25 protein-coding genes are annotated in these 22,827 nt (G+C 74.8%); 11 read left to right on the plus strand and 14 right to left on the minus strand.

Annotation, left to right across the window (positions count from 1 at the left end; all coding sequences use genetic code 11):
* Positions 1-5: 5 nt before the first annotated feature.
* Entirely contained in the window at positions 6-1,169 is a 1,164-nt protein-coding gene (locus tag ACWIYF_RS16535; protein WP_448623916.1) for a S8 family serine peptidase, read from the plus strand.
* 8 nt (positions 1,170-1,177) lie between these two features.
* Here the strand turns inward: ACWIYF_RS16535 and ltaE are convergent, their stop codons facing one another.
* From ltaE to ACWIYF_RS16550, 3 genes are read right to left on the minus strand one after another with little or no spacing between them, the layout of a single operon-like run.
* Positions 1,178-2,188 (minus strand): low-specificity L-threonine aldolase, encoded by a 1,011-nt coding sequence (ltaE, locus tag ACWIYF_RS16540; protein ID WP_448623917.1) that lies wholly within the window; start codon positions 2,186-2,188, stop codon positions 1,178-1,180.
* On the minus strand, positions 2,181-3,518 hold the full coding sequence (locus ACWIYF_RS16545) for a class II 3-deoxy-7-phosphoheptulonate synthase (protein ID WP_448623918.1): 1,338 nt from the start codon (positions 3,516-3,518) through the stop codon (positions 2,181-2,183). The genes ltaE and ACWIYF_RS16545 overlap by 8 nt, the downstream gene beginning before the upstream one ends.
* A 25-nt stretch (positions 3,519-3,543) precedes the next feature.
* The gene (locus ACWIYF_RS16550; RefSeq protein WP_448623919.1) at positions 3,544-4,569 is read right to left on the minus strand and encodes a 6-phosphofructokinase; all 1,026 of its coding nucleotides are present in this window, start codon (positions 4,567-4,569) and stop codon (positions 3,544-3,546) included.
* A gap of 78 nt (positions 4,570-4,647) precedes the next feature.
* On the opposite strand from ACWIYF_RS16550, the gene ACWIYF_RS16555 reads away from it, so the two are divergent.
* From ACWIYF_RS16555 to ACWIYF_RS16565, 3 genes are all read left to right on the plus strand, one after another.
* Positions 4,648-5,544, plus strand: a complete 897-nt coding sequence (locus ACWIYF_RS16555; RefSeq protein WP_448623920.1) for an SDR family oxidoreductase — start codon at positions 4,648-4,650, stop codon at positions 5,542-5,544.
* 81 nt (positions 5,545-5,625) lie between these two features.
* The gene (locus ACWIYF_RS16560; RefSeq protein ID WP_448623921.1) at positions 5,626-6,165 is read left to right on the plus strand and encodes a methyltransferase; all 540 of its coding nucleotides are present in this window, start codon (positions 5,626-5,628) and stop codon (positions 6,163-6,165) included.
* Between the two features lie 21 nt (positions 6,166-6,186).
* Complete coding sequence (locus ACWIYF_RS16565) at positions 6,187-6,576, plus strand: PaaI family thioesterase (RefSeq protein ID WP_448623922.1); 390 nt, start codon at positions 6,187-6,189, stop codon at positions 6,574-6,576.
* On the opposite strand, the gene ACWIYF_RS16570 is transcribed toward ACWIYF_RS16565, so the two are convergent.
* Genes ACWIYF_RS16570 through ACWIYF_RS16580 form a run of 3 tightly spaced genes read right to left on the minus strand, consistent with a single transcriptional unit; the run spans position 6,566 to position 8,055 of the window.
* Positions 6,566-7,177, minus strand: coding sequence for a GNAT family N-acetyltransferase (locus tag ACWIYF_RS16570; protein WP_448623923.1), 612 nt, complete (start codon positions 7,175-7,177; stop codon positions 6,566-6,568). The two genes, ACWIYF_RS16565 and ACWIYF_RS16570, sit on opposite strands and share 11 nt — an antisense overlap.
* Positions 7,174-7,659: a polyadenylate-specific 3'-exoribonuclease AS gene (locus ACWIYF_RS16575; RefSeq protein WP_448623924.1), complete on the minus strand. Its 486-nt coding sequence runs from the start codon at positions 7,657-7,659 to the stop codon at positions 7,174-7,176. The genes ACWIYF_RS16570 and ACWIYF_RS16575 overlap by 4 nt, the downstream gene beginning before the upstream one ends.
* Positions 7,660-7,683: 24 nt before the next feature.
* Positions 7,684-8,055, minus strand: coding sequence for a PPOX class F420-dependent oxidoreductase (locus tag ACWIYF_RS16580; protein ID WP_448623925.1), 372 nt, complete (start codon positions 8,053-8,055; stop codon positions 7,684-7,686).
* Between the two features lie 60 nt (positions 8,056-8,115).
* Between ACWIYF_RS16580 and glpK the strand changes: the two genes are divergently transcribed.
* The 3 genes from glpK to ACWIYF_RS16595 are packed head-to-tail and all read left to right on the plus strand — an operon-like array spanning position 8,116 to position 10,765.
* Positions 8,116-9,597 (plus strand): glycerol kinase GlpK, encoded by a 1,482-nt coding sequence (gene glpK, locus ACWIYF_RS16585; protein WP_448623926.1) that lies wholly within the window; start codon positions 8,116-8,118, stop codon positions 9,595-9,597.
* The gene (locus tag ACWIYF_RS16590) at positions 9,594-10,382 is read left to right on the plus strand and encodes a sulfite exporter TauE/SafE family protein (RefSeq protein ID WP_448623927.1); all 789 of its coding nucleotides are present in this window, start codon (positions 9,594-9,596) and stop codon (positions 10,380-10,382) included. Before glpK ends, ACWIYF_RS16590 begins: the two co-directional genes overlap by 4 nt.
* A gap of 17 nt (positions 10,383-10,399) precedes the next feature.
* Positions 10,400-10,765 carry a VOC family protein gene (locus ACWIYF_RS16595; protein WP_448623928.1) on the plus strand — a complete coding sequence of 122 codons (366 nt, stop codon included), beginning with the start codon at positions 10,400-10,402 and terminating at the stop codon, positions 10,763-10,765.
* Positions 10,766-10,844: 79 nt separating this feature from the next.
* Here the strand turns inward: ACWIYF_RS16595 and ACWIYF_RS16600 are convergent, their stop codons facing one another.
* Positions 10,845-11,606, minus strand: a complete 762-nt coding sequence (locus ACWIYF_RS16600; protein WP_448623929.1) for a lysophospholipid acyltransferase family protein — start codon at positions 11,604-11,606, stop codon at positions 10,845-10,847.
* Between the two features lie 114 nt (positions 11,607-11,720).
* On the opposite strand from ACWIYF_RS16600, the gene ACWIYF_RS16605 reads away from it, so the two are divergent.
* From ACWIYF_RS16605 to ACWIYF_RS16615, 3 genes are all read left to right on the plus strand, one after another.
* Positions 11,721-12,524 carry an alpha/beta hydrolase gene (locus ACWIYF_RS16605; protein ID WP_448623930.1) on the plus strand — a complete coding sequence of 268 codons (804 nt, stop codon included), beginning with the start codon at positions 11,721-11,723 and terminating at the stop codon, positions 12,522-12,524.
* A complete protein-coding gene (locus ACWIYF_RS16610) occupies positions 12,521-13,204 on the plus strand; it encodes a hypothetical protein (protein ID WP_448623931.1) in 684 nt (227 codons plus the stop codon). The genes ACWIYF_RS16605 and ACWIYF_RS16610 overlap by 4 nt, the downstream gene beginning before the upstream one ends.
* A 74-nt stretch (positions 13,205-13,278) precedes the next feature.
* Positions 13,279-14,514, plus strand: a complete 1,236-nt coding sequence (locus ACWIYF_RS16615; RefSeq protein ID WP_448623932.1) for an ornithine cyclodeaminase — start codon at positions 13,279-13,281, stop codon at positions 14,512-14,514.
* Positions 14,515-14,556: 42 nt separating this feature from the next.
* On the opposite strand, the gene ACWIYF_RS16620 is transcribed toward ACWIYF_RS16615, so the two are convergent.
* The 4 genes from ACWIYF_RS16620 to ACWIYF_RS16635 are packed head-to-tail and all read right to left on the minus strand — an operon-like array spanning position 14,557 to position 17,412.
* On the minus strand, positions 14,557-15,528 hold the full coding sequence (locus tag ACWIYF_RS16620) for an ROK family glucokinase (RefSeq protein WP_448623933.1): 972 nt from the start codon (positions 15,526-15,528) through the stop codon (positions 14,557-14,559).
* Positions 15,525-15,824, minus strand: a complete 300-nt coding sequence (locus ACWIYF_RS16625; protein ID WP_448623934.1) for a hypothetical protein — start codon at positions 15,822-15,824, stop codon at positions 15,525-15,527. Before ACWIYF_RS16625 ends, ACWIYF_RS16620 begins: the two co-directional genes overlap by 4 nt.
* Complete coding sequence (locus ACWIYF_RS16630; RefSeq protein WP_448623935.1) at positions 15,821-16,969, minus strand: ArsA-related P-loop ATPase; 1,149 nt, start codon at positions 16,967-16,969, stop codon at positions 15,821-15,823. The genes ACWIYF_RS16625 and ACWIYF_RS16630 overlap by 4 nt, the downstream gene beginning before the upstream one ends.
* A gap of 11 nt (positions 16,970-16,980) precedes the next feature.
* Entirely contained in the window at positions 16,981-17,412 is a 432-nt protein-coding gene (locus ACWIYF_RS16635; protein WP_448623936.1) for an SRPBCC family protein, read from the minus strand.
* A gap of 165 nt (positions 17,413-17,577) precedes the next feature.
* On the opposite strand from ACWIYF_RS16635, the gene ACWIYF_RS16640 reads away from it, so the two are divergent.
* Positions 17,578-19,371 (plus strand): AMP-dependent synthetase/ligase, encoded by a 1,794-nt coding sequence (locus ACWIYF_RS16640; RefSeq protein ID WP_448623937.1) that lies wholly within the window; start codon positions 17,578-17,580, stop codon positions 19,369-19,371.
* Here the strand turns inward: ACWIYF_RS16640 and ACWIYF_RS16645 are convergent.
* The 3 genes from ACWIYF_RS16645 to ACWIYF_RS16655 form a co-directional block, all read right to left on the minus strand.
* Positions 19,368-20,486 carry a glycosyltransferase family 4 protein gene (locus ACWIYF_RS16645; protein ID WP_448623938.1) on the minus strand — a complete coding sequence of 373 codons (1,119 nt, stop codon included), beginning with the start codon at positions 20,484-20,486 and terminating at the stop codon, positions 19,368-19,370. The genes ACWIYF_RS16640 and ACWIYF_RS16645 overlap by 4 nt on opposite strands.
* The gene (locus ACWIYF_RS16650) at positions 20,483-21,763 is read right to left on the minus strand and encodes a M48 family metallopeptidase (RefSeq protein WP_448623939.1); all 1,281 of its coding nucleotides are present in this window, start codon (positions 21,761-21,763) and stop codon (positions 20,483-20,485) included. Before ACWIYF_RS16650 ends, ACWIYF_RS16645 begins: the two co-directional genes overlap by 4 nt.
* A 75-nt stretch (positions 21,764-21,838) precedes the next feature.
* Positions 21,839-22,816, minus strand: a complete 978-nt coding sequence (locus ACWIYF_RS16655; RefSeq protein ID WP_448623940.1) for an NlpC/P60 family protein — start codon at positions 22,814-22,816, stop codon at positions 21,839-21,841.
* Positions 22,817-22,827: the final 11 nt, after the last annotated feature.

Raw genomic sequence — 22,827 nt, forward strand, 5'->3', positions numbered from 1 at the left:
CGCCCGTGCTCTCCCGCCGCTCCCTGGCCGCCGCCGCGACCGCGGCCCTGACCGCCACCGGCATCGGCCTGACCGCCGCTCCGGCGTCGGCCGCTCCCGCCGCCCCTGTCCTGCAGTCCTACATCGTCACCCTGACGCCGGGCAGCCCGGCCGCGGCCGTCGCCGAGCGCGCCCGCGCGCTCGGCGGCCGGATCAGCCACGTCTACACCGCCGCACTCGACGGCTTCGCCGTCACCCTGCCGACCACGGTCGCCGACCGGCTCGGCCGCCTGCCGGGCGTGCAGGCCGTCGAGACCGACGCGCCGGTCACGGCCACCGCGACCCAGGACGGTGCCACCTGGGGTCTCGACCGGATCGACCAGCGGACCCGCTCGCTGAGCACCACCTACAGCTACTCGGCCACCGGCGCCGGCGTCACCGCGTACGTCATCGACACCGGCATCCGGTTCGACCACGTCGAGTTCGACGGCCGCGCCGTCTCCGGCTACGACGCGGTGGACGGCGGCAGCGCCGACGACTGCAACGGCCACGGCACGCACGTCGCCGGCACCGTCGGGAGCGCGGCCTACGGCGTCGCCAAGAACGTGACGCTGGTCGCCGTCCGGGTGCTCGACTGCGCCGGCAGCGGCAGCACGTCCGGTGTCATCGCCGGGATCGACTGGGTCACCGCCCACCACGCCGCCGGCGCCCCCGCGGTCGCCAACATGAGCCTCGGCGGCAGCACCAGCACCGCGCTGGACAACGCCGTGAGCCGGTCGATCGCCGACGGCGTCACCTACGCCGTGGCCGCCGGCAACGGCAACTCGGTCGGCGTGCCGCAGGACGCCTGCAAGTCCTCCCCCGCCCGCGTCGGCGGTGCGCTCACGGTCGGCGCCAGCGACCAGAGCGACAAGCCGGCGTCGTTCAGCAACTACGGCTCCTGCGTCGACCTGTTCGCGCCCGGGGTGGGCATCACCAGCTCCTGGGTCTCGGGCAGCACGGCGACGAACACGATCAGCGGGACGTCGATGGCGACCCCGCACGTGGCCGGTGTCGCGGCGCTCTACCTGGAGACCCACCGGACGGCGAGCCCCGCGTCGGTCGGCACCGCCGTCAAGGCGGCGACCAGCAAGGACGCCGTGACGACGAGCCGCACCGCCAACAACGACCTGCTGTTCACGAACTACTGAGCCCGGGCTCAGCGCTCCAGGAGCCCTGCCAGGACGTCGGCCGCCCGCTCCACCGCGGCGCGGTCGACGTCCAGGTGGGTGACCAGCCGCAGCCGGCGCGCGCCTACCTGGCTGACCAGCACGCCCTGCGCCTTCGCCGCCTCGGCGAGCATCGGCGCCGGGACGTCGTCGAGCACGACCATGTTCGTCTCGACGGTGGCCGGGTCCACGCCGAGCCGCTTGGCCAGCAGCTGCGCGTGCTCGTGGTCCTCGGCCAGCCGCTCGACGTTGTGCTCCAGCGCGTACAGCCCGGCCGCGGCGAGGACGCCGGCCTGGCGCATGCCGCCGCCGAGGCGCTTGCGCCACAGCCGGGCGACGGCGATCCGCTCCGCCGAGGCGACCAGCACCGAGCCGACCGGGGCGCCCAGCCCCTTCGACAGGCACACCGACGCGGTGTCGGCCAGCCGGCCGTAGGTGGCCAGGTCGACGCCGGAGGCGACGTGCGCGTTGAACAGCCGGGCGCCGTCCAGGTGGACGGCGACGCCGGCCCCCCGCGACCAGTCCCACAGCCTCCGCAGCTCGGCGAGCGGCTGCACGATCCCGCCGCCGCGGTTGTGCGTGTTCTCCACGGCGATGGCCGCGGTCGAGGTCAGGTGCCAGTCGTCCTTGGGCCGGACCTGCGCGATCAGCGCGTCGGCGTCCAGCCGGCCACCGGCGGAGACGACCGTGCGCGTCGAGATGCCGAAGACCGCGGCGGCGGCGCCCATCTCGTAGGTGACCACGTGCGCGTCCGCGTCGCAGAGCACCTCCTGGCCGGGCTCGGCGACCAGGCGCATGCCGATCTGGTTGCCCATGGTCCCGGACGGCACGAACAGCGCCGCCTCGTGGCCCATCAGCGCCGCGACCCGCTCCTCGAGCGCGTTGATCGTGGGGTCCTCGCCGTAGACGTCATCGCCGACCTCGGCCTCGACCATGGCACGGCGCATCGCCTCCGTGGGACGCGTGACGGTGTCCGAGCGGAGGTCGATCAACTCAGCCACGCAGCATCTCCGCGATGAGGAACGCCAGCTCCAGCGACTGGCCGGTGTTCAGCCGGGGGTCGCAGGCGGTCTCGTAGCGGCTGTTGAGGTCCTCGTCGCTGATCTCCATGGCGCCGCCGAGGCACTCGGTGACGTCCTCGCCGGTCAGCTCGACGTGGATGCCGCCCGGCCAGGTGCCCAGCGCCCGGTGGACGTCGAAGAACCCGAGCACCTCGTCGACGATCCGGTCGAAGTGCCGGGTCTTGTAGCCGGTCGAGGACTCGTGGGTGTTGCCGTGCATCGGGTCGCACTGCCAGACGACCAGGTGGCCGCTGGCGGTGACCTTCTCGACGATGCCGGGCAGGACGTCGCGGATCCTGCCGTTGCCCATCCGGCTGATCAGCGTGAGCCGGCCGGGGATCCCCTCGGGGTCGAGCCGCTCGACCAGCTCCACGGCCTGCTCCGGCGTGGTGGTCGGGCCGATCTTGACGCCGATCGGGTTGGCGATCCGCGAGGCGAACTCGATGTGCGCGCCGTCCATCTGCCGGGTGCGCTCGCCGACCCAGACGAAGTGCGCCGACAGGTCGTAGGCCCGGCCCTCGTGCACGCGGGAGAGCGCCCGCTCGTAGTCGAGGATGAGCGCCTCGTGGCTGTTGTAGAGCTCGACGGAGCGCATCGCGGCGTGGTCGATGCCGCAGGCCTTCATGAACGCCAGCGCGCGGTCGATCTCGCGGGCGATGACCTCGTAGCGCACGCCGGCCGGCGAGTTGGCCACGAAGTCCTTGTTCCAGTCGTGGACGGCGTGCAGGTCGGCCAGCCCGCCGCGGGCGTAGGCGCGGATCATGTTCATGGCCGCGGCGGAGTTCGCGTAGGCGCGCACCAGCCGGGTCGGGTCGGGGACGCGCTTCTCGAGCACCGGGTCCAGCGAGTTGACCATGTCGCCGCGGTAGGACGGCAGGCCCAGGGCGTCGGTGTCCGACGAGCGCGGCTTGGCGTACTGCCCGGCCACCCGCCCGACCTTCACCACGGGCACGCTCGCGCCGTAGGTCAGGACGACGGCCATCTGCAGCAGCGTGCGCGTGGTGCTCTGCAGGTGCGGCTCGGTGTTGAGGTCGAAGGTCTCCGCGCAGTCCCCGCCCTGCAGCAGGAAGGCCCTGCCCCGCGCCACGTCGGCGAGCTGGGCGCGCAGCTGGTCGACCTCGGCCGGGGCCACGATCGGCGGCACGGTGGACAGCGTCTCGAGGACGGTGTCCAGCGCGCCGCGGTCGGGCCACGTCGGCTGCTGGGCGGCGGGCAGCTCCCGCCACCGGTCCAGACCCGGAACCAGATCGGCGGGTTCGGTGAGACTCACACGATTGAGGGTACGGGGCCCCGGTTCAGCCGAAGAACACCTCGGCCTCGGCGTACCGGTCGATCGGCACCAGCTTCAGCTGCGCCGTCGCGGCCGTGAGCGGCACACGCACGATGTCGGTGCCGCGCAGCGCCACCATCACCCCGGACTCGCCGTCGTGGATCGCCTCCATCGCGGCCAGCCCGAACCGGGTGGCGAGCACCCGGTCGAACGCCGACGGAGTGCCGCCGCGCTGGATGTGCCCGAGGACGACGGCGCGCGCCTCGCGGCCGGTGCGCTCCTCGATCAGCGAGGCCAGCGCCGCGCCGATGCCGCCGAGGCGGACGTGCCCGAAGGCGTCCGTCTGCCCCGTCGACAGCGACAGCTCGCCGCCCTTGGGCGCCGCGCCCTCCGAGACGACGACGATCGGCGAGTAGCCGGAGGCGAACCGGTGCTGGCAGTGCGCGACGACGGCGTCGACGTCGAACGGGTGCTCGGGGATGAGGATGACGTTGGCGCCCCCGGCCATGCCGGCGTGCAGCGCGATCCAGCCGGCGTGCCGGCCCATGACCTCGACGACGAGGGTGCGGTGGTGGCTGTCGCCGGTGGTGTGCAGCCGGTCGATGGCCTCCATGGCGACGCCGACGGCGGTGTCGAAGCCGAACGTGTAGTCGGTGGCGTCCAGGTCGTTGTCGATGGTCTTCGGGACGCCGACGACGCGGATGCCGGCCTCGGACAGCTTGGTGGCCACGCCGAGGGTGTCCTCACCGCCGATCGGGATGAGCGCCTCGATGCCGAGCCGCTCCAGGTTGGCCAGCAGCCGGTCGGGACCGCCCTCGACGCCGTAGGGGTTGGTGCGGGAGGTGCCCAGCACCGTGCCGCCGCGCGGCAGGATCCCGCGGACGGCGGAGAGCTCCATCGGCACCGTGTCGGCCTCGAGCACGCCCCGCCAGCCGTCGCGGAAGCCGACGATCTCGTCGCCGTGCTCGGTGACGCCCTTGCGGACGACCGCGCGGATGACCGCGTTGAGGCCGGGGCAGTCGCCGCCGCCGGTGAGGATGCCGATGCGCATGAGCTGTCCTTAGGGAAGCAACGGAGGTGCTGGCGGGTTGTCCGGCGTCATGATGCCGCAGGTGGGGCCGGGGCACGCATGACCAGGGTGATCGCGGTCACGGGCGCCACGGGAGCTCTCGGCCGGCGCGTGGCCGAACGGGTGGCCGCCGGCGCGGCCGCGGCCGACGCGACGGTCCGCCTCGTCGTCCGCGACGCCGCCCGCGTGCCGCGCCTGCCGGGCGCCGCGGTGACCGAGTTCCCGCGCGGCTACGCCGACGGGCCCGGCTTCGCGGCGGCCCTCCAGGGCGTGCACACCCTCTACCTGGTGTCCGCGGCCGAGGCCGAGGACCGGCTGCGGCAGCACCTCACCGCCGTCCAGGCGGCCGCGGCCGCCGGGGTGGAGCGGATCGTCTACACGTCCTTCCTCAACGCGCGGCCCGACGCCGTCTTCACCCTCGTGCGCCAGCACTGGGCCACCGAGCAGGCGCTCGCCGCCACCGGCGTGCGCTGGACCGCGCTGCGGCACTCGATGTACGCCGACTTCGTGCCGTTCTTCGCCGTGCCGGAGGGCGACGGTGCGGTGATCGCGGCGCCGGCCGGGGAGGGCCGCACCAGCTTCGTGTCCCGCGACGACTGCGCCGACGTCGGCGCCGCCGTCCTGCTCGACGACTCCCGGGCCCACGACGGGCGGGCGCTGGACGTCACCGGGCCCGAGGCGCTGTCGATGACCGAGGCCGCGGCCGTGCTCACGGAGGTCCTCGGCCGGCCGGTCGAGTACCGGCAGCAGACGGTCGAGGAGGCGTGGGCCACCCGCCGGCCGTCGGGGCACCCGGACTGGGAGATCGAGGGCTGGGTGACCAGCTACCTGGCCATCGCCGCCGGCGAGCTGGCCACCGTCGGCGACGCGGTCCCCCGGCTGACCGGGCACCCGGCCCGGACGGTCGCCGAGCACCTGCGCGCGCACCCCGAGGACTGGGCGCCGCTCGTGCGGTGATCCGGTCACGCCCTCGGCGACGTATGCCGGACCGACGACTGCGGTTACGGTCGTCGCCCGCCGACCGATCGGGAGCCCGCCATGACCGGCACCCCGTGCTCGCCCGGCCTCACGGCCGACCTCGTGGCCACCGCGCTGGCCGGCTACCCGGCGCCCGGCGGTCGCACGGTGGCCGAGATCGGCGGGGCAGCCCTGGTGAGCGCGGTGCTCGCGCACGACCCCGACCCGCGGCGGCTGGGGATCGTCTTCGACCGGCCGCACGTGGTCCCCGCCACGCGCGCGCGTCTCGTCGGCTCGCCGCTGGCCGACCGGATCGGCGTCATCGGCGGCGACTACCTCGCCGTCGTCCCCGCCGCGGACACCTACCTGCTCTCGCTGCTCCGGAGCGACTGGGACGACGAGGCGTGCCGCCTGATCCTCGGCACGATCGCCGCCGCGGCGCGGCCGGGCGCCCGGCTGGTCGCGCTGGAGGTGGTCGACCCGCCCGGCGAGGACCCGCTCCCCGGGCGCGGGCGCTCCACGGAGGCCCTGGAGAGGCTGCTGGGCGCGGCGGGTTTCCGCGTCGACGCGATCCGGCCGACCGCCTCCCCGGTGTCGATCGTGGAGGCGACGCTGACCTGACCCGCGCGGCAGGATGCCGCCGTGACCGCCGACCTGCTCGCGCTGATGCCCTTCGCCGTCGCCTCCGGGATCGAGCTGGACCGCGCCGGTCCGGAGGAGGTCGCCGGCCGGCTGGCGTGGGCGCCGGAGCGGTGCACCGCCGGCGGGCTGATGCACGGGGGCGCGCTGATGACGCTGGCCGACTCGGTCGGCGCCGTCTGCGCCTTCCTGAACCTGCCGGCCGGCGCGTCGACGTCCACCGTCTCGTCGACGACGTCCCTGGTGCGTGGCGTGCGGTCGGGCACGGCACACGCCGTGGCGCGCCCGGTGCACGTCGGGCGCTCGTTCATCCTCGTCGGCGTCGAGGTCACCGACGACGACGGCCGGCTGGTCGCGCAGACGACGCAGACCCAGGCGGTGCTCAGCGGCTGAGGTCGGTCGCCATCGCCCACACCGTCGGGCCGCCGGCGGCGAGCCGGAGCTCCGCCCGGACCGCGAACCCGTGCGCCTCGTAGAACGGCACGTTGGCCGGGTTCATCGTCTCCAGGCAGGCGACCAGGCCGGCCGCGCGGGCGGCGGCCAGCCCCGGCGCCAGCACCTCGCCGCCGAGGCCCCGGCCGCGCAGCTCCGGGTCGACGGCGAGCAGGTGCAGGTAGGCGTGCGGCTCCGGGGGCCGCATCTCGCCGATGACCGACATCGCGCGACCGCGTTCGGCGGCGGCCGGCCCCATCAGGGCGGTCATCAGGCCCGACGCCGTCGGCAGGACGTCCTCGGGCGGGTTGCCGGTGCCGGGCAGGCGCCACATCGCGACGGCCACCGGCGAGGCCCGGCGCAGGACGTCGACCCGGCCGGCGCGCAGGTAGTGCTCGGCGAACAGCCCGAACATCGCCGCGCATGCGTGCAGCCGGGAGCCGTCGTCCGGGAAGAACCACACCATCAGCGGGTCGTCGACGAAGGCCCGGGCGAGCAGCGTGCGCGCCTCGGCCACGGTCAGTTCCACGGGCGCCGGCCTGCCGCGCACGGAGGCGTTCACCGCCGCGCCCCCTCCATCGCCCGCCAGCGGGCCAGGTTGTAGCGGGCGTCGACCAGGGCGTCGTGCGCGCCGCCGGGCTTGGGCGGCAGCGGCGGCCGGCCCAGGTCGTCCCAGCGCTGGCGCAGCTCCCGGGTGAACCGCGGGATCGGCCGGGGCAGCGCCGTCATCGGGCCCCACAGCTGGGCCAGCGCCACGTGGTCGTAGGCGGCGAACCAGGCCCAGAGCTCGATCTCCTCGCCCGGTCCGGTGAGGAAGGCCAGCAGGTCGTCGCGGATCCGCTCGCGGCTGCGCCAGGCGCGGTCGGCCGGCGGCGGCAGCTTGTCGAGCACGTTGCGCCGCACCCACGGGATCGCCTTGCGGTCGTCGAACTCGGTGCTGACGGCGTAGAACTCGCGGCCGGTCTCGTCGACGACGCCGATGGAGACGAGGTCGATCGTCGTCCCGTCCTCGATGAACTCGGTGTCGTAGAAGAACCGGCGCACGCCGCCCACCGTAGGTGGCGTCCCTCAGTCGATGCCGAAGCTGTTGACCTTCCCCGGGTGGAGGCGGATGAAGGCCTCCCCGAAGCCGGGCCCGAGGTGCGCACCGCCGGTCGGGACGGCCTCCGCGTGGCCGCGGATCTCGAGCATCCGGGCCCGCCACGGGTCGACCGACACCAGGTCGTCGACGACGAGCGCCGCCCAGCCGTTGGCCTGGACGTCCCGGTACTTCTTGGTGGACGCGACGTGCAGGCCGCCCATGTCGACGGTGCCGAGCTCCGGGTTGTAGCGGAAGGAGGTGGGTGTGACGTGCGGCTTGGCGTCGGCGCCGGCCGTGGCGAGGCGCCCCAGCCGCTGGCTCGCGAGGTACTCGACGTGCGTGGTGCTCAGGTTCGTCATGCCTTCAGTGGACGAGTTCAAGTCCACCTGAGGTCAAGGCCCGTGGGCTAGCGTGCGGCCATGCCGGTTCTGGCCATCGACGCAGGCACGACCGGGGTGACCGCGCTGGTCGTGGGCGAGGACGGCGGCGTCCTGGCGAAGGGCTACCGCGAGTTCGCCCAGCTGTTCCCCCGCCCTGGCTGGGTCGAGCACGAGCCCGACGACATCTGGACGGCGACCGTGGCCGCCTGCCGCGAGGCGCTCGCCCGCACCGACGCCGCGCCGACCTGCGTGGGGATCACCGACCAGCGGGAGACCGCGGTCGTCTGGGACCGCCGCACGCTGCGCGCGCCGCGGCCGGCGATCGTCTGGCAGGACCGGCGCACCAGCGGCATCTGCGACCGGCTGCGTGACGCCGGCTCCGAGGAGCGGGTCGCGGCGCTGACCGGGCTGCGGTTGGACCCCTACTTCACCGGCACCAAGTTCGCCTGGCTGGCCGCCGAGGAGCCCACCGTCTGGAACGGCGTCCGCGGCGGCGCGCTCGCCCTGGGCACCGTCGACTCCTACGTCGTCGCCCGGCTGACCGGCGGCGCCCGGCACGTCACCGACCCGAGCAACGCCAGCCGCACGCTGTTGTTCGACCTGGAGAAGGGCGCCTGGTCCGACGAGCTGTGCGACCTGTTCGACGTCCCCCGCGACGCGCTGCCCGAGCTCGTGCCCAACTCCGGCGTCGTCGGCACCACCGACCCCGACTCGTTCCTCGGCCTGGAACTGCCGATCGCCGGGCTGGCCGGTGACCAGCAGGCCGCGCTGTTCGGGCAGGCCTGCTACTCCCCCGGCGACACCAAGTGCACGTACGGCACCGGATCGTTCGTGCTCACCAACACCGGGTCCTCCCCGGTCCGCTCCGACGCCGGCCTGCTGACCACCGTCGCCTGGGACCTCGGCGACGGGCTGGTCTACGCGCTGGAGGGCTCGATCTTCGTCACCGGCGCCGCGGTGCAGTGGCTGCGCGACGGGCTCGGGCTGATCGACTCGGCCGCCGAGACCGAGGGGCTGGCCCGGACGGTGCCCGACTCGGGCGAGGTCGTCTTCGTGCCGGCGCTGACCGGGCTGGGCGCCCCGCACTGGGACCCGCACGCGCGCGGCGCCGTCCTCGGGATCACCCGCGGGACGACGCGGGCGCACCTGGTGCGGGCCACGCTGGAGGCGATCGCCTTCCAGGTGCGCGACGTCGTCGACGTGATGGTGTCCGAGGCGGGGCTGTCGGTGCCAGAGCTGTCGGCGGACGGCGGCGCCAGCGCCAACGGGCTGCTCATGCAGCTGCAGGCCGACCAGCTCGGCGTGCCGGTGCGCCGCCCGGTGGTCGCGGAGACCACGGCGCTCGGCGCGGCCTTCCTCGCCGGGCTCGGCACCGGGGTGTGGGCCTCGACCGACGAGCTGGCCGCCACCTGGACCCTCGACGCGCGCTGGGAACCCACGCCCGGCCGGCGGGACGACGGCCGCTACGACCGCTGGCGCGACGCCGTCCGCCGCGCGGGGGGCTGGACCGCGGGGAGTTGACGGCGACCACCCTCGGCTCGCTGGGGGCGGGCACGCTCCTCCTTCTCGTGCTCGCCGCCTTCGCCGCGGGCTGGATCGACGCGGTGGTCGGCGGCGGCGGGCTGGTCCAGCTGCCCGCGCTGCTGCTCGTGCCCGGGATGGAGACCGTGCAGGCGCTGGCCACCAACAAGATCTCCAGCGCCATGGGCACGGGCACGAGCGCGGTCACCTACTACCGCCGGGTGCGGCCGGGGCTGGCGACGGCGCTGCCCATGGCCGCGGTGGCCGCGGTCGGCTCGGCCGGTGGCGCGCTGTCGGCCGCGGCGGTACCCGACGGCGTGCTGGAGCCGATCGTGCTGGTCGCCCTGGTGGTGGTGGCGGTCTACACGCTGCTGCGGCCGAGCCTCGGCGGCGTCACCGACCTGCGGTTCCGCGGCCACCGGCACACCGTGGTCGCGGCAGCGGTCGGGGCGGTGATCGGGTTCTACGACGGCATCGCCGGCCCCGGCACCGGCGCGTTCCTGGTCTTCGCCCTGGTGGGGCTGCTCGGCTACGCGTTCCTGGAGGCCAGCGCCACCGCCAAGATCGTCAACCTGGCGACCAACGTCGGCGCGCTGGTCGTGTTCACCCTCCACGGGTCGGTGCTGTGGGGGCTGGGACTGCTCATGGGCGTGGCCAACCTGGCGGGCGGCTACCTCGGGGCCCGGACGGCGGTCGGCGCGGGGAGCCGCTTCGTCCGGGTCGTCTTCCTGCTCGTCGTCGGGGCGCTGATCGTCCGCCTGGCCTGGCAGGTGCTGCGCGGCTGAGCCCCTAGGGTGCGGGCATGACGGTCGAGCTCTTCGCCGGCATCCCGGTCGGCGACCTCGCGCGGGCCAAGGACTGGTACGAGCGGCTGCTCGGGACCGGACCGGCGTTCCTGCCGAACGACGTCGAGGCCGTGTGGGAGGTCGCCGAGCACCGGTTCGTCTACATCGAGCTGCTGCCCGAGCACGCCGGCCACGCGCGGCACACCCTGTTCGTCGACGACCTGGACGCGCGGGTGGAGGCGATGGCCGCCCGGGGCCTCGAGCCGGCGCAGCGGGAGACGTACGGGAACGGCGTCCGCAAGATCACCTACCGCGACCCCGACGGCAACGAGATCGGCTTCGGCGGCGGCCCGGGCGGGGACGACGACGGAGCTCAGCGATAGGCGACCTGATCGGTGATCATCGGCGAGTGGCTGCCCGACACGCCGCCGAGGGCAGCCACCTGCCGATGATCATCTCTTCTCAGCCGGCGAGGGTGTCGAGGCGGTCGGTGGACTCGTCCGTCGGGGGCTGCAGCCGGCGGAGCACCTCGGCGGCGCTGGCGCCGGTGGCGTCCATCGACTTCTTCACGGTCGCGCCGTAGACGTCGACGTACTCCTGCCCGGACAGGGTCATGATCTCGTACATGATCTCGTCGGTGATCGACCGCTCGACGAACCGGTCACCGGCCATGCCCTCGTAGCGGGAGAAGTCCAGCGGCTTGCCGAACTTCACGCACACGCGCACCAGCTTCTTCCCGAAGGGCAGCTTCCGGGAGCGGTAGATCATCGCCACGGGGACGACGGGGGCGCCGGTCTCCAGCGCCATGCGGGCGACGCCGATCTTGCCCCGGTAGAGACGGCGGCCGTCGGGCGAGCGGGTGCCCTCGGGGTAGATGCCCAGCAGGTTGCCCCTGCGCAGGATGCCGATGCCGGTGCGGATCGCGTCCTCGGCGGCGCTGGCGCTCGTCCGGTCGATGGGCACCTGCCCGCTGCCGGCGAAGAAGACGCGCTGCGCCCAGCCCTTGAGGCCCTTCCCGGTGAAGTACTCCTGCTTCGCCAGGAAGGTGACCCGCCGCCGAAGGGAGAGCGGCATGAAGATCCAGTCGGCGGCCGACAGGTGGTTGCTCGCCAGGATGGCGGCACCCTCGGCGGGCACGTTCTCCGTGCCCTCCGCCTGCGGTCGGATGACCAGCTTCACCGCCGGGCCGATCGCGACGAACTTGAGGAACCAGTAGAACAACACGCCTCCCTCGTGAGCTGCCAGACTAGGGACGTCGGCGGCCCGTGAACAATCGGCGGGCGCTGTGACCTGTATCCGCTGGTCGGCGCGGCCGCCCGGCACCGAGGAGGAGCCACCGTGCCGCAGCCCCCCGCGCCCGACGAGGTGCTCGCCGGTGCCGAGCCGTTCGCCTTCCCGGGCGGGGACGGCCCGGAGGGGCGCACCGGCGTGCTGCTGGTGCACGGTTTCACCGGCTCGCCGATGAGCATGCGGCCGTGGGGCGAGCACCTGGCGGCCGCGGGGTTCGCCGTCCGCTGCCCGCTGCTGCCGGGGCACGGCACCCGGTGGCAGGACTGCAACCTGGTCACCGAGGACGACTGGACGACGGCGGTCGAGGAGGCCTTCGACGCGCTGGCCCGGGACGTCGACCGCGTCGTCGTGGCCGGCCTGTCGATGGGCGGCACCCTGGCGATCCGGCTGGCCGAGCTCCGCCCGGACGACGTCGCCGCGCTGGTGCTGGTCAACCCCTCGCTGCTCACCCAGCGGCTGGACGCCAAGCTGCTGCCGCTGCTGGCCCGGCTGACCACGAGCTGGGCGCCGATCGCCAGCGACATCAAGAAGCCCGGCGTCACCGAGCTCGCCTATCCCCGGCTGCCGCTGCGCGCCATGCTCGGCCTGCGCCGGCTCTGGACGGCGACCCGCGCCGACCTGGCCCGGGTCACCGCCCCGGTGCTGCTCTACCGCAGCGCCACCGACCACGTCGTCGAGCCGGAGTCGAGCCGGGTGCTGCTGGCCGGCGTCGCCAGCTCCGACGTCACCGAGGTCGTGCTGCAGGACAGCTTCCACGTGGCGACGCTGGACAACGACGCCCCGGCGATCTTCGCCGGCTCCGTGGACTGGATCCGCGCCCGCACGGGTGCGACCGCGCCGGAGACGACATGAGCGGCCGCGGACGACGGGACAACGGGCTGGACGCCGCCCTCTGGAGCCCGCTGCGGGACGTGGACCCGCGGGTCGGCGAGCACCTGCTCGACGTCCTCTACGCCGCAGGCATCGCCGCCTACCTGGAGCCGGCCGCCGACGTCGGCCCCTACACCCGCACCGTCTTCCTGCCCAGCCCGCCGTCGGACCGCCTCTACGTCGACCGCGCCCGCCGCGCCGAGGCCCGCGCGCTGGTGGACACGCAGGCCGACGAGCACGCCCGCGGGCAGGTGCCCGAGCGCGCGCGGATCCGCCGGGACCTCGACGAGGACGCCGAGTGGGCGCGGATCGTGGCCGCCTTCGAGGCCGAGCACGGCCACACCGTCGTCGAGGACGCGCCCGCCGACGCCCCGCTCCCGCCGCCCCCGCCGCCGGCCGAGCCCGAGGTCCTCGACCGGCCCGAGGAGCACTTCGAGCCGCCGCCGGCCCCGCCCGTGCCGCTGCCCTCCCCCCATTCGCTGTACGCGTTCCTGCTGATCGCCGCCGGTGTGCTGCTGGTCTGGGCGCCGGGCGTGATCGGCCTGTCGTCGGACGTCGGGCTGGTCCTCGGCGTGACCGCGGTCGCCGCCGGGGTGTTCACCGCGGTCTCGCGCATGCGGGACCGGTCGACCGACGACGGCGACGACGGCGCCGTCGTCTAGGCCCCCTGCAGGGGCCCGCCGCGAGCGTGCGAGCGGTGGGGGGCAGGGGGTCCTTCCTCGGTTACGTTCGGCCGGTGAGCAGCGCATCGCCCTCCGCCACCGTCGCCCTGACCGGGCATCTCATGGACACCGGCATCCTGGCCAAGGTCCTCGACGACGTCCTCGAGTACGGCGGCGACTACCGCATCGAGAGCCTGGAGCTCGGCCGCGAGCACGAGGACGAGTCGCGCGCCGTCATCTCGCTGCGCGCCTCCGACGGGGACCTGCTCGACCGGATCGTCATGCGGCTGCAGACCCACGGGGCCAACGCCGTCGACCCCGGGACGGCGACGCTGCGCCCGGCGCCGGCCGACGGCGTCTTCCCCGACGACTTCTACTCGACGACCAATCTCGACACCTTCGTCCGGCTGGACCGCGACTGGGTGCCGGTCGACCGCGCCGAGATGGACTGCGGGCTCGTGGTGACGGAGGAGGGCGGGCGTCCCGTCGTCCGGACCGTCCCGGTCAGCGACGTGAAGGCCGGCGAGCAGGTGGTCTGCGGCGCGCACGGCGTCCGCGTGGAGATGCCGCCGGCGCCGCCCCGCGGCGAGGAGGAGGCCTTCGGGTTCATGTCCTCGATCGCCTCGAGCGAGAAGCCGCAGGCGCTGCTGGTCCGCCAGATCGCCGAGCGGATGCGCGAGGTGAAGCAGGCCGGCCAGAAGGTGCTGTGGGTCGGCGGCCCGGCGATCGTGCACACCGGCGCCTCCCCGGCGATGGTGCGCCTGGTCCGCGCCGGCTACGTCGACGTCCTGTTCGCGGGCAACGCGCTGGCCACCCACGACATCGAGGCGGCGCTCTTCGGCACCTCGCTCGGCGTCGACCTGGCCAAGGGCTCGGGCGTGCCGCACGGGCACGAGCACCACATCCGCGCGATCAACACGATCCGCGCCGCCGGCTCGATCCGGGCGGCCGTCGAGAAGGGCGTGCTGACCGGCGGGGTCATGCACGCGATGGTGGAGGCCGGCAAGCCGTTCGTGCTGGTCGGCTCGGTGCGCGACGACGGCCCCCTGCCCGACGTGTACACCGACGTGATCGAGGGTCAGCGGGCGATGCGCGCGCAGCTGCCCGGCGTCGGCTTCGCGATCATGGTGGCGACGATGCTGCACGCCATCGCGACCGGGAACATCCTCCCGGCGTCGGTGCCGCTGGTGTGCGTCGACATCAACCCGGCCACGGTCACCAAGCTGGCCGACCGCGGCAGCGCCCAGGCGATGGGCATCGTCACCGACATCGGCCTGTTCCTCGAGCAGCTGGCGCGCGAGCTCACCTGAGCGGAGGAGATCCGTGCGCGTGACGCGCACCGATCTCCTCCGCTACCCGTCCTGGCGGACCAGGTCGGCGGCGCCGACGAGGCCGGCCTGCGGGCCGAGCTCGGCGGCGACCACCCGCGGGCCGGGGCGGAAGCCGCGGCCGGGCAGCGCGTGGTCCAGCCGGTCGCGCGCGGGGCCGAGCACCAGCTCGCCCAGCTTGCTCACCCCGCCGCCGATGACCACGACCTCCGGGTCGAGGACGGCGGCCAGGTCGGCGATGCCCTGGCCCAGCCAGCTGCCGACCTCGGTGACCAGCTCCAGGGCGAGCGCGTCGCCGTCCGCGGCGGCCGCGGCCACGTCCTCCCCGGTGAGCCGCTCGGCGTCGCCGTCCACCCGCTCCAGCAACCGGGCCGCGGCGGCCGGCGACCGGGTCGCCACCTCCCGCGCGGTCTGGCCCAGCGCGGTGCCGCTGGCGTACTGCTCCCAGCAGCCGCGGTTGCCGCAGGCGCACAGCCGGCCGTCGGGGACGACGCGCATGTGCCCCCACTCCCCCGCGACCCCGTGCGAGCCGCGCCGCAGCCGGCCGTCGAGGACGATCCCGCCGCCGATCCCGGTGCCGAGGGTGATCATCAGGGCGAGGTCGGCGCCGCGCGCCGCGCCGTAGCGGTACTCGGCCCAGGCGGCGGCGTCGGCGTCGTTGCCCACCCACAGCGGCAGCTGCAGCCGGGCCGCGAGGTCCTTGCGCAGGGTCGAGTGCCGCCAGGCCAGGTGCGGGCTGAACAGCACGGTGTCACCGGTGCGGTCGAACCAGCCGGCCGCGCCGACCCCGGCGCCGACCACCGGACCCTCGTGCCGACCGAGCAGCTCGGCCACCACGCCCACGATGGCGTCCTCGGTCTCGGTGACCGAGGCACCCGGGGTCGCCCGCCGCGCCGTGTCGAGGATCCGGCCGTCCGGCGCGACCAGGCCGCCGGCGACCTTGGTACCGCCGATGTCGATGCCGACCGCGGGCAGCTCCGCGCCGCCTGCGCTCACGCGAGATCGATCCGCTGGACCACCGGGGCGGGATCACGGTGCGACGGCTCCTCCGCGTGGCCCGCGGGCTCCTCGGCCGGCGCCTGCTCGGCGAAGGACCGCAGCGCGGCCGACGCGGTGGCGAGCACGTCGTTGACCGCCGCGGTCAGCTCGGGCCGGTCGCCGCGCAGCACCGCCAGCAGCTGGCAGTGCGGGCACCACCTGCACTCGGCGGTGGGGTCGTGCGCCTCGGCGGCGGACTTCGCCGCCTCGAGCAGGCGGCGGGCCTGATCGGCCCAGTCGGCTCCGGTGGTCATGACGCACCCTCCTCGGCGGGCAGCAGATCGGCCGGCCACAGCCGGGGGTCGGGGGCGAAGGTGACCTCGAGCCGCGCGCCGGCGGTCCCGGGGTCGGCCAGCCGGCCGCCGGTCACCGCGCAGCGGCGCAGCAGGGCGTCGAGCCGCACCGACCGGCGCAGGCCCCCGGCGGTCAGCACCAGGTCGTCGCCCCAGCGGGTCAGCTCGACCTGGTCGCGCTCGGCGAACGGCAGCGGCAGGGCCAGCCGCCAGCTGCCGTCGAGCCGCTCGGGCGCGGGAGCCGCGACCGGCGCCGGCTCGGGCAGGTCCAGCCCGTCGGCCAGCGCGGCGAGCTCCTCGACGCCGGACGGCGTCCCCGCGGACTCCGGCACCCGGCGCAGCTCGGCGACCTCACGCAGCCCGGCCAGCACGGCCTCCTGCTCGGCCAGCCGCCGCGCCCACCAGTCCCCGGAACCGCCCTCGGGCAGCACCCGGACGGCGACCGCCACCGGCCGCTGGCCGAGCAGCCCGAGCGTGGTGGCGGCCGACCGCAGCGCCGGGACGGCGCCCGGGCGGGCCGCGGCGGTGAGGACCACGGCGGTGGCCTCGGGGTCGGCGAGCGGCACCCGGCCCAGCAGCGCCTCGATCGCCGGGACGGCGCCGAGCAGCGCGTCGACCGGCCCCGAGCGGGCGGCACCGGAGCGGACGGCGGCCGTGCGGATCGCGGCGAGCGCGCGCACCCGCGGCGGCAGCGCGACGTCCAGCCACCAGCGCAGGGTGGTGGGCAGGGCCACCAGCGCGGTGCCGGCCTCGAGCGGGCCGGCGTCCAGGACGACGACGTCGGCCTCGGCCCGCCCGAGGGCGGCGAGCACGGCGAGCTCCGCGGCGCCCGGCAGCGGGACGACCGAGGTGGCCGGCGGCAGGTCGACCTGCGGGAGCAGCCCCGCCAGCGTGCCGGCGTGGGCCTGCCAGGTCTGCTCGGCGGCGGCCTGCGCGTCGACGGTCACCACCACGAGTCCCGGGACGGCGTCGAGCCCGGCGACGGCCGGGCGCTGGCGCGAGAGCAGCACGGTGCGCGCTCCCGAGCGGGCGGCCCGCACCGCCGCGGCCGCGGCCAGCGTCGTCGTCCCGGCGCCACCGGGGCCGGTGAACAGCAGCGTGCGCATCAGCCCGCTGCTCAGCTCTCCACGCGCTTCTTGAGCTCCTTGAGCGCCGTGTCGAGGATGACCTTCTCGGCCTTGCGCTTGATCATCCCCAGCATCGGGATCGAGAGGTCGATCGTGATGGAGTAGGTGACCTCGGTGCGGCCCCCGGACTCCACCAACGTGTACGAGCCGTCCTGGCGCTTCTGCATCTGGCCCTTGACCAGCGTCCAGGAGACCTTGCGGTCGCCGTCCCACGTGTAGTCGAGGACGTAGTCGTCCTTGACCGCGCCGGCGTCCAGCACGAAGTGCACCCGGCGGGCACGGCCGTCCTCGCCCGCCTTCACGACCTCGACCTTCTTGGCGGCGGCGACCCACTGCGGGTAGGACGGGAAGTCCGCGATGACCGCCATCACGTCGGCGGCCGGCGCGTCGACGACGATCGACTGGGTGGACTGGTCGGCCATGGGAGGCAGGCTAACCGCTGGGGACCCACCCTTCCGGGCGGGGAGGCCCGTCCTCAGCTACTCGCGGGTAGGAGATGACCGACCCAGCAGCTAGATTGATCGTGACCCGGACCGGGAGCCGCGAGCGAGGGTGCTCGGCGGACGGTCGGGCGGAGAGGACCAGGCGTGCGCGAGTTCAGCGTTCCCGCGACGACCGAGGTGGGCCCGGACGAGGCCATCCCGGACCTGCTGGCCACGAACGTCGCCGAGCACGGCGACGAGGTGGGCTTGCGCGTGCACCGCGACGGCCAGTGGCGGGACGTGACCTGGAAGGAGTTCGGCGCCCAGGTCGCCGGCGTCGCGAAGGGCCTCATCGCCTCCGGCGTCGCCCCGGGTGACCGGGTGGCGCTGCAGGCCCGCACCCGCTACGAGTGGACCGTCTGCGACTTCGCCATCTGGGCCGCCGGCGCGGTGACCGTGCCGGTGTACGAGACCTCCAGCGCCGACCAGGTGGCCTGGATCCTGTCCGACTCCGGCGCCACCGCCGCGATCGTCGAGCGCGCCGAGCACGCCGAGGCCATGGAGTCGGTGCGTGACCAGGCGCCCGAGCTCGGACCGGTCTGGGTCATGGACGACGACGCCGTCGGCACCCTGGCCGCCGCGGGCACCGACGTCCCCGACGCCGAGCTCGACGCCCGCCGCGCGACGCTCACGGCCGACAGCCTGGCCACGCTGATCTACACCAGCGGCACGACCGGCCGGCCCAAGGGCTGCGAGCTCACGCACAGCAACTTCCTGTTCGAGATCGGCAACGGCATGAGCCTGCTCGGCCGCTTCCTCAACGTCGAGGGCTCGCTGCTGCTGTTCATCCCGCTCGCGCACGTGCTGGCCCGCGTGCTGCAGGTGGGCGCGGTCAAGACCCGCACGGTCATCGGGCACACCCCGGACGTGAAGAACCTGGTGGCCGACCTCGGCGAGTTCAAGCCGACGTTCGTCCTCGCCGTCCCCCGGGTGTTCGAGAAGGTCTTCAACCAGGCCAAGGCGAAGGCCGACGCCGGCGGCAAGGGCAAGATCTTCGACCGGGCCGCCCAGGTCGCCATCGAGTGGTCGAGGGCGCAGGACACCGGCGGCCCCGGCATCGCGCTGCGCGCCCAGCACGCAATGTTCGACCGGCTCGTCTACGGCAAGCTGCGCGCCGCGCTGGGCGGCCGCTGCATCGGCGCGGTCTCCGGCGGCGCGCCCCTCGGCGAGCGGCTCGGCCACTTCTACCGGGGCATCGGCGTCACCGTCTACGAGGGCTACGGGCTCACCGAGACCACCGCGGCCGCCGCGGTCAACCACGACGAGGCCTTCCGCATCGGCACCGTCGGCCGCCCGCTACCCGGCGTCTCCGCCGCGATCGCCGACGACGGCGAGATCCTCATCAAGGGCGGCATCGTCATGCGCGGCTACTGGAAGAACGAGGACGCCACCCGGGAGGCGATCGACGGCGAGGGCTGGTTCCACTCCGGCGACCTCGGCGAGATCGACGGCGACGGCTTCCTCAAGATCACCGGCCGCAAGAAGGAGATCCTGGTGACCGCGGGCGGCAAGAACGTCGCCCCCGCCGTCCTCGAGGACCGGCTGCGCGCCCACGCCCTGGTCAGCCAGACCATCGTCGTCGGCGACCAGCGGCCGTTCATCGGCGCGCTGATCACCCTCGACGAGGAGGCGCTGCCCGCCTGGCTGGAGTCCAAGGGCAAGCCGAAGGACACCCCCGTGGAGAAGCTCCGGGACGACGAGGACCTGATCAAGGAGCTCGACGCGGCGGTGGCCGACGCCAACAAGGCGGTCTCGCACGCCGAGGCGATCAAGAAGTACCGCGTCCTCGGCTCGGACTTCACCGAGGAGAACGGGATGCTGACGCCGAGCCTGAAGCTCAAGCGCGCCGCCGTCCTCAAGGAGTTCGGCGACGAGGTCGAGGCCCTCTACTCCCGCTAGCCCTCCAGCAGGCCGGCGAACGTCGCGGCGATCGTCGTCCACGACCACCGCTCCTCGACCCAGGCACGGCCGGCCGCGCCCATGGCCTGCGCCTTGGCAGGGTCGTCGAGCAGGCCGCTGATCGCCGCGGCCACGGCCTCGGGCGACCGCGGCTCGACGACGTGCCCGGTGACGCCGTCCCGCACGGCTTCCGGGGCGCCGCCGGAGGTTCCGGCCACCACGGGCCGTCCGCACGCGGCGGCCTCGAGGAACACCATGCCGAGGCCCTCGACGTCCAGGCCCGCGCGGCGGGTCCGGCACGGCATCGCGAAGACGTCGCCCGCGGCGTAGTGCGCCGGCAGCTCGGCGGCCGGCACGCCCCCGGTGAGGACGACGGAGCCGCCGAGGCCGCCGGCGTCGATCGCCCGGCGCAGCAAGGCCTCGGCCGGACCGCCGCCGACCAGCAGCAGCCGGGCGCCGGGATGCCGGGCCAGGACCCGCGGCCAGGCGGCGACCAGCACGTCCTGCCCCTTGCGCGCCACGAGCCGGGACACGCAGACCACGACCGGCGCCTCCCCCAGGCCGTACCGGCGGCGGACGGCGGCCCCGTCGGCCGCCGGCGTGAACGCCTCCACGTCCACGCCGGGCGAGAGCTGGGCCATGGCGACCCGGTCGGCGAGCGCCGGGGCGAGCCGGCCGTGCGTGTACGCGCTGATGTAGGTGACCAGGTCCAGGCCCGCGGCGATCCGCTGCATCAGCTGCCGCGCGCCGGGCAGTGCCACCCAACCGGTCTCGTGCCCGTGGGTGGCGCCCACCAGCCGACGCACCCCGGCCGCGCGCAGCGCCGGGGCGAGCATGCCCAGCGGGGCGGCGGCACCGAAGAACGCCGTGTCACAGCCGTGCTCGCGGGCCAGCGCCACGGCGGCGCGCGCGGTGGCCCGGGTCGGCAGCAGCACCGACGTCGGCCGCCGCACCACCGGGTACGGCAGGGCCGCGTCGTGGGCCTCCCAGCCGGGTGAGCGGGAGGCGAGCACGACCAGCGAGTCCGGCGGGCGGCGCTCGAGCAGCGCGGCGACGAAGGTCTGGATGCCGCCCTGCCGCGGCGGGAAGTCGTTGGTGACGACGAGGGTCTTCATCGCCGGTCCAGCGCCACCCAGTCCGCGGCCATGGCCACCCGCTCGGCCGTGGTCGGGTGGCTGCCGAAGAACCACTGCCACGCCGCCGGCGGGTCCGGCTGGGCGAGGTTGGTCTCGGCCAGCCTCTGCTGCATGGACACGAACGCGTCCGGATCCGCGGTGAGGTCCAGCGCGTGGACGTCGGCGCGGGCCTCGATGTGCCGCGACACGAGGTTCTGCACCGGCGTCGTCAGCAGCATCCCGACGCCGACCAGCAGCAGCACCAGCGGGATCACGCGGGGGTCCCCCAGCCCGTCGGCGCCGGCCCGGCGCAGCAGCGGGGCCCAGGACAGCAGCCAGCCGAGGAGGGCGACGCCGGCGGCGGCTCCGAGCGCGCCGAGCAGCGTCCCGGTGAGGACGTCGTCGGTGGAGACGTGACCGAGCTCGTGGGCGACGATCGACTCGATCTCGTCGTCCGGCAGCGTCTGCAGCACCGTGTCGTAGAGGACGACGCGGCGGGTGGAACCGAACCCGGAGACGTAGGCGTTCAGCCCCGTCGTCCGCCGCGAGGCGTCGGAGACCAGCACGTCCTCGACCGGCGTGCCGTTCTCCTCGGCCAGCGCCAGGATCTGCGTGCGCAGCTGCCCGGCCTGCAGGGAGTCGAAGCGGTTGAACGCCGGCTCGATGACCACCGGGTAGAGGAACGAGCCGACGACGACCAGCAGCGCGGCGGCGGCCGCGGCCCAGGCCCACCAGAACCGCGGCATCCGGCGGGCGAGGACGACGAGCACGAGGACGGTGAGCGCGGTCAGGCCGGCGTCGATCGCCGTCGAGACGCCGACGTCGCGCAGGAACAGTGGCCAGATGCGGGTGGACAGCCCGTAGCGGTGCCGGACCACCTCGCCGTAGACCGCCAGCGGCAGCGTGACCAGCCGGCCGATGACGGTGAGCGCGAACGTGCCCAGGACCACCTGCCAGAACCAGCCGCCGCCGAGCGGAGCGGCCACCGCGCGGACCAGCCGGCTGCCCAGCCGGGTCAGCCCCAGCCCCGCGGACACCGCCAGGCCGAGGACCAGGTTGGCCAGCGAGGCCGGCCGCAGCGCGGCGGCGAAGGAGTCGGCGCGGTCGACGACGGCCGCCGGCAGGCCCGCGGTCGGGTCGACCGGCACGTGGCCGCCCGGCGGTGCGGGCAGCACGGTCCACGGCGTGCGGAGGACCACCACCAGCACGAACGCGGCGCCCAGGACGACCGCCGCGGCCAGCGCGACGCGGGCACTCCCCCGCCCCGCCCAGCTCACGCCGTCGATCCTAGGGGCGGGCACAGCGAGGGCCGGTGACCCGTGCGGGTCACCGGCGCTCGCCGGATCCTCGTCTCAGCCGATGCGGCGGGCGCTGTTGTAGCCCGGCATCGCGTCGACGCTCACGACCTTGACCGGCTGGCCGGAGGTCGAGGCGTGGACCATCTGCCCGTTGCCGATGTACATCGCCACGTGGCTGACCGGGCTGTAGAAGAAGATCAGGTCACCCGGCTGCAGCTCCGAGCGCGAGACGGGCGTGCCCATCCGCGACTGCATGCTGCTCGAGTGCGGCAGGCTGATGCCCGCCGCCGCGTAGGCGTACTGAGTCAGGCCCGAGCAGTCGAAGCTGTTCGGACCGCCCGCGCCCCACACGTACGGGTCGCCGACCTGGGCCAGGGCGGTGTTCACCGCGGTCTGCGCGGCGGCGCTGCCGCCGCCCGCGGGCGCCGGTGCGGCCGCCGGGGCGACCGCCGCCGCGGCGACCGCCTGGCCACCGTGGGACTCCGCCACCTGCTGCCGCTGCGCCGCGCTCAGCCGGTCGTACTGCTCCTGGAAGTCGGCGATCTGCGACTTCAGGTCGGCTTCCTGGGCCTCGATGCCGTCGAGCGTCCGCTGCGCCTTGGCGGCGGCCTCGTCGGCGTCGACCCGGGCGGCCTCGGCGGCGTCGGCCGCCTCCGAGACCTGGTCGACCACCTGGTTGGTGTGGCCGGCGATCGCGTTCAGCGTGCCCAGCGACGAGACGAAGTCGTCGGCCGAGTCGCTGGTCAGCAGCGCGTTGAGGGTGGTGACGTCGTCGCCCCCCGTGGTGTAGGCGCTGCGGGCGATCTCGCGGATCTGCCCCTCGAGCTCCTCGAGCTGCTGCTGCGCCTCCTCGGCGGCCTCGTCGGCGGCCTCGGCGGCGTCCTGCTGCTGCTCGAGCTCCTCGCGGGCGGTGTTGACCCGCTCCTGCACCACCTCGAGTTGGTGGCTGGCGTCGGCGACCAGCTGGGCCGCCTGCTCGGGCGTGGTGGCCCGGCCGGGTTCGGCGGTCGCCGTGCCGGGTAGGAGGGTCACGGTCAGCGCCG

The sequence above is a fragment of the Geodermatophilus sp. URMC 64 genome (assembly GCF_053502555.1).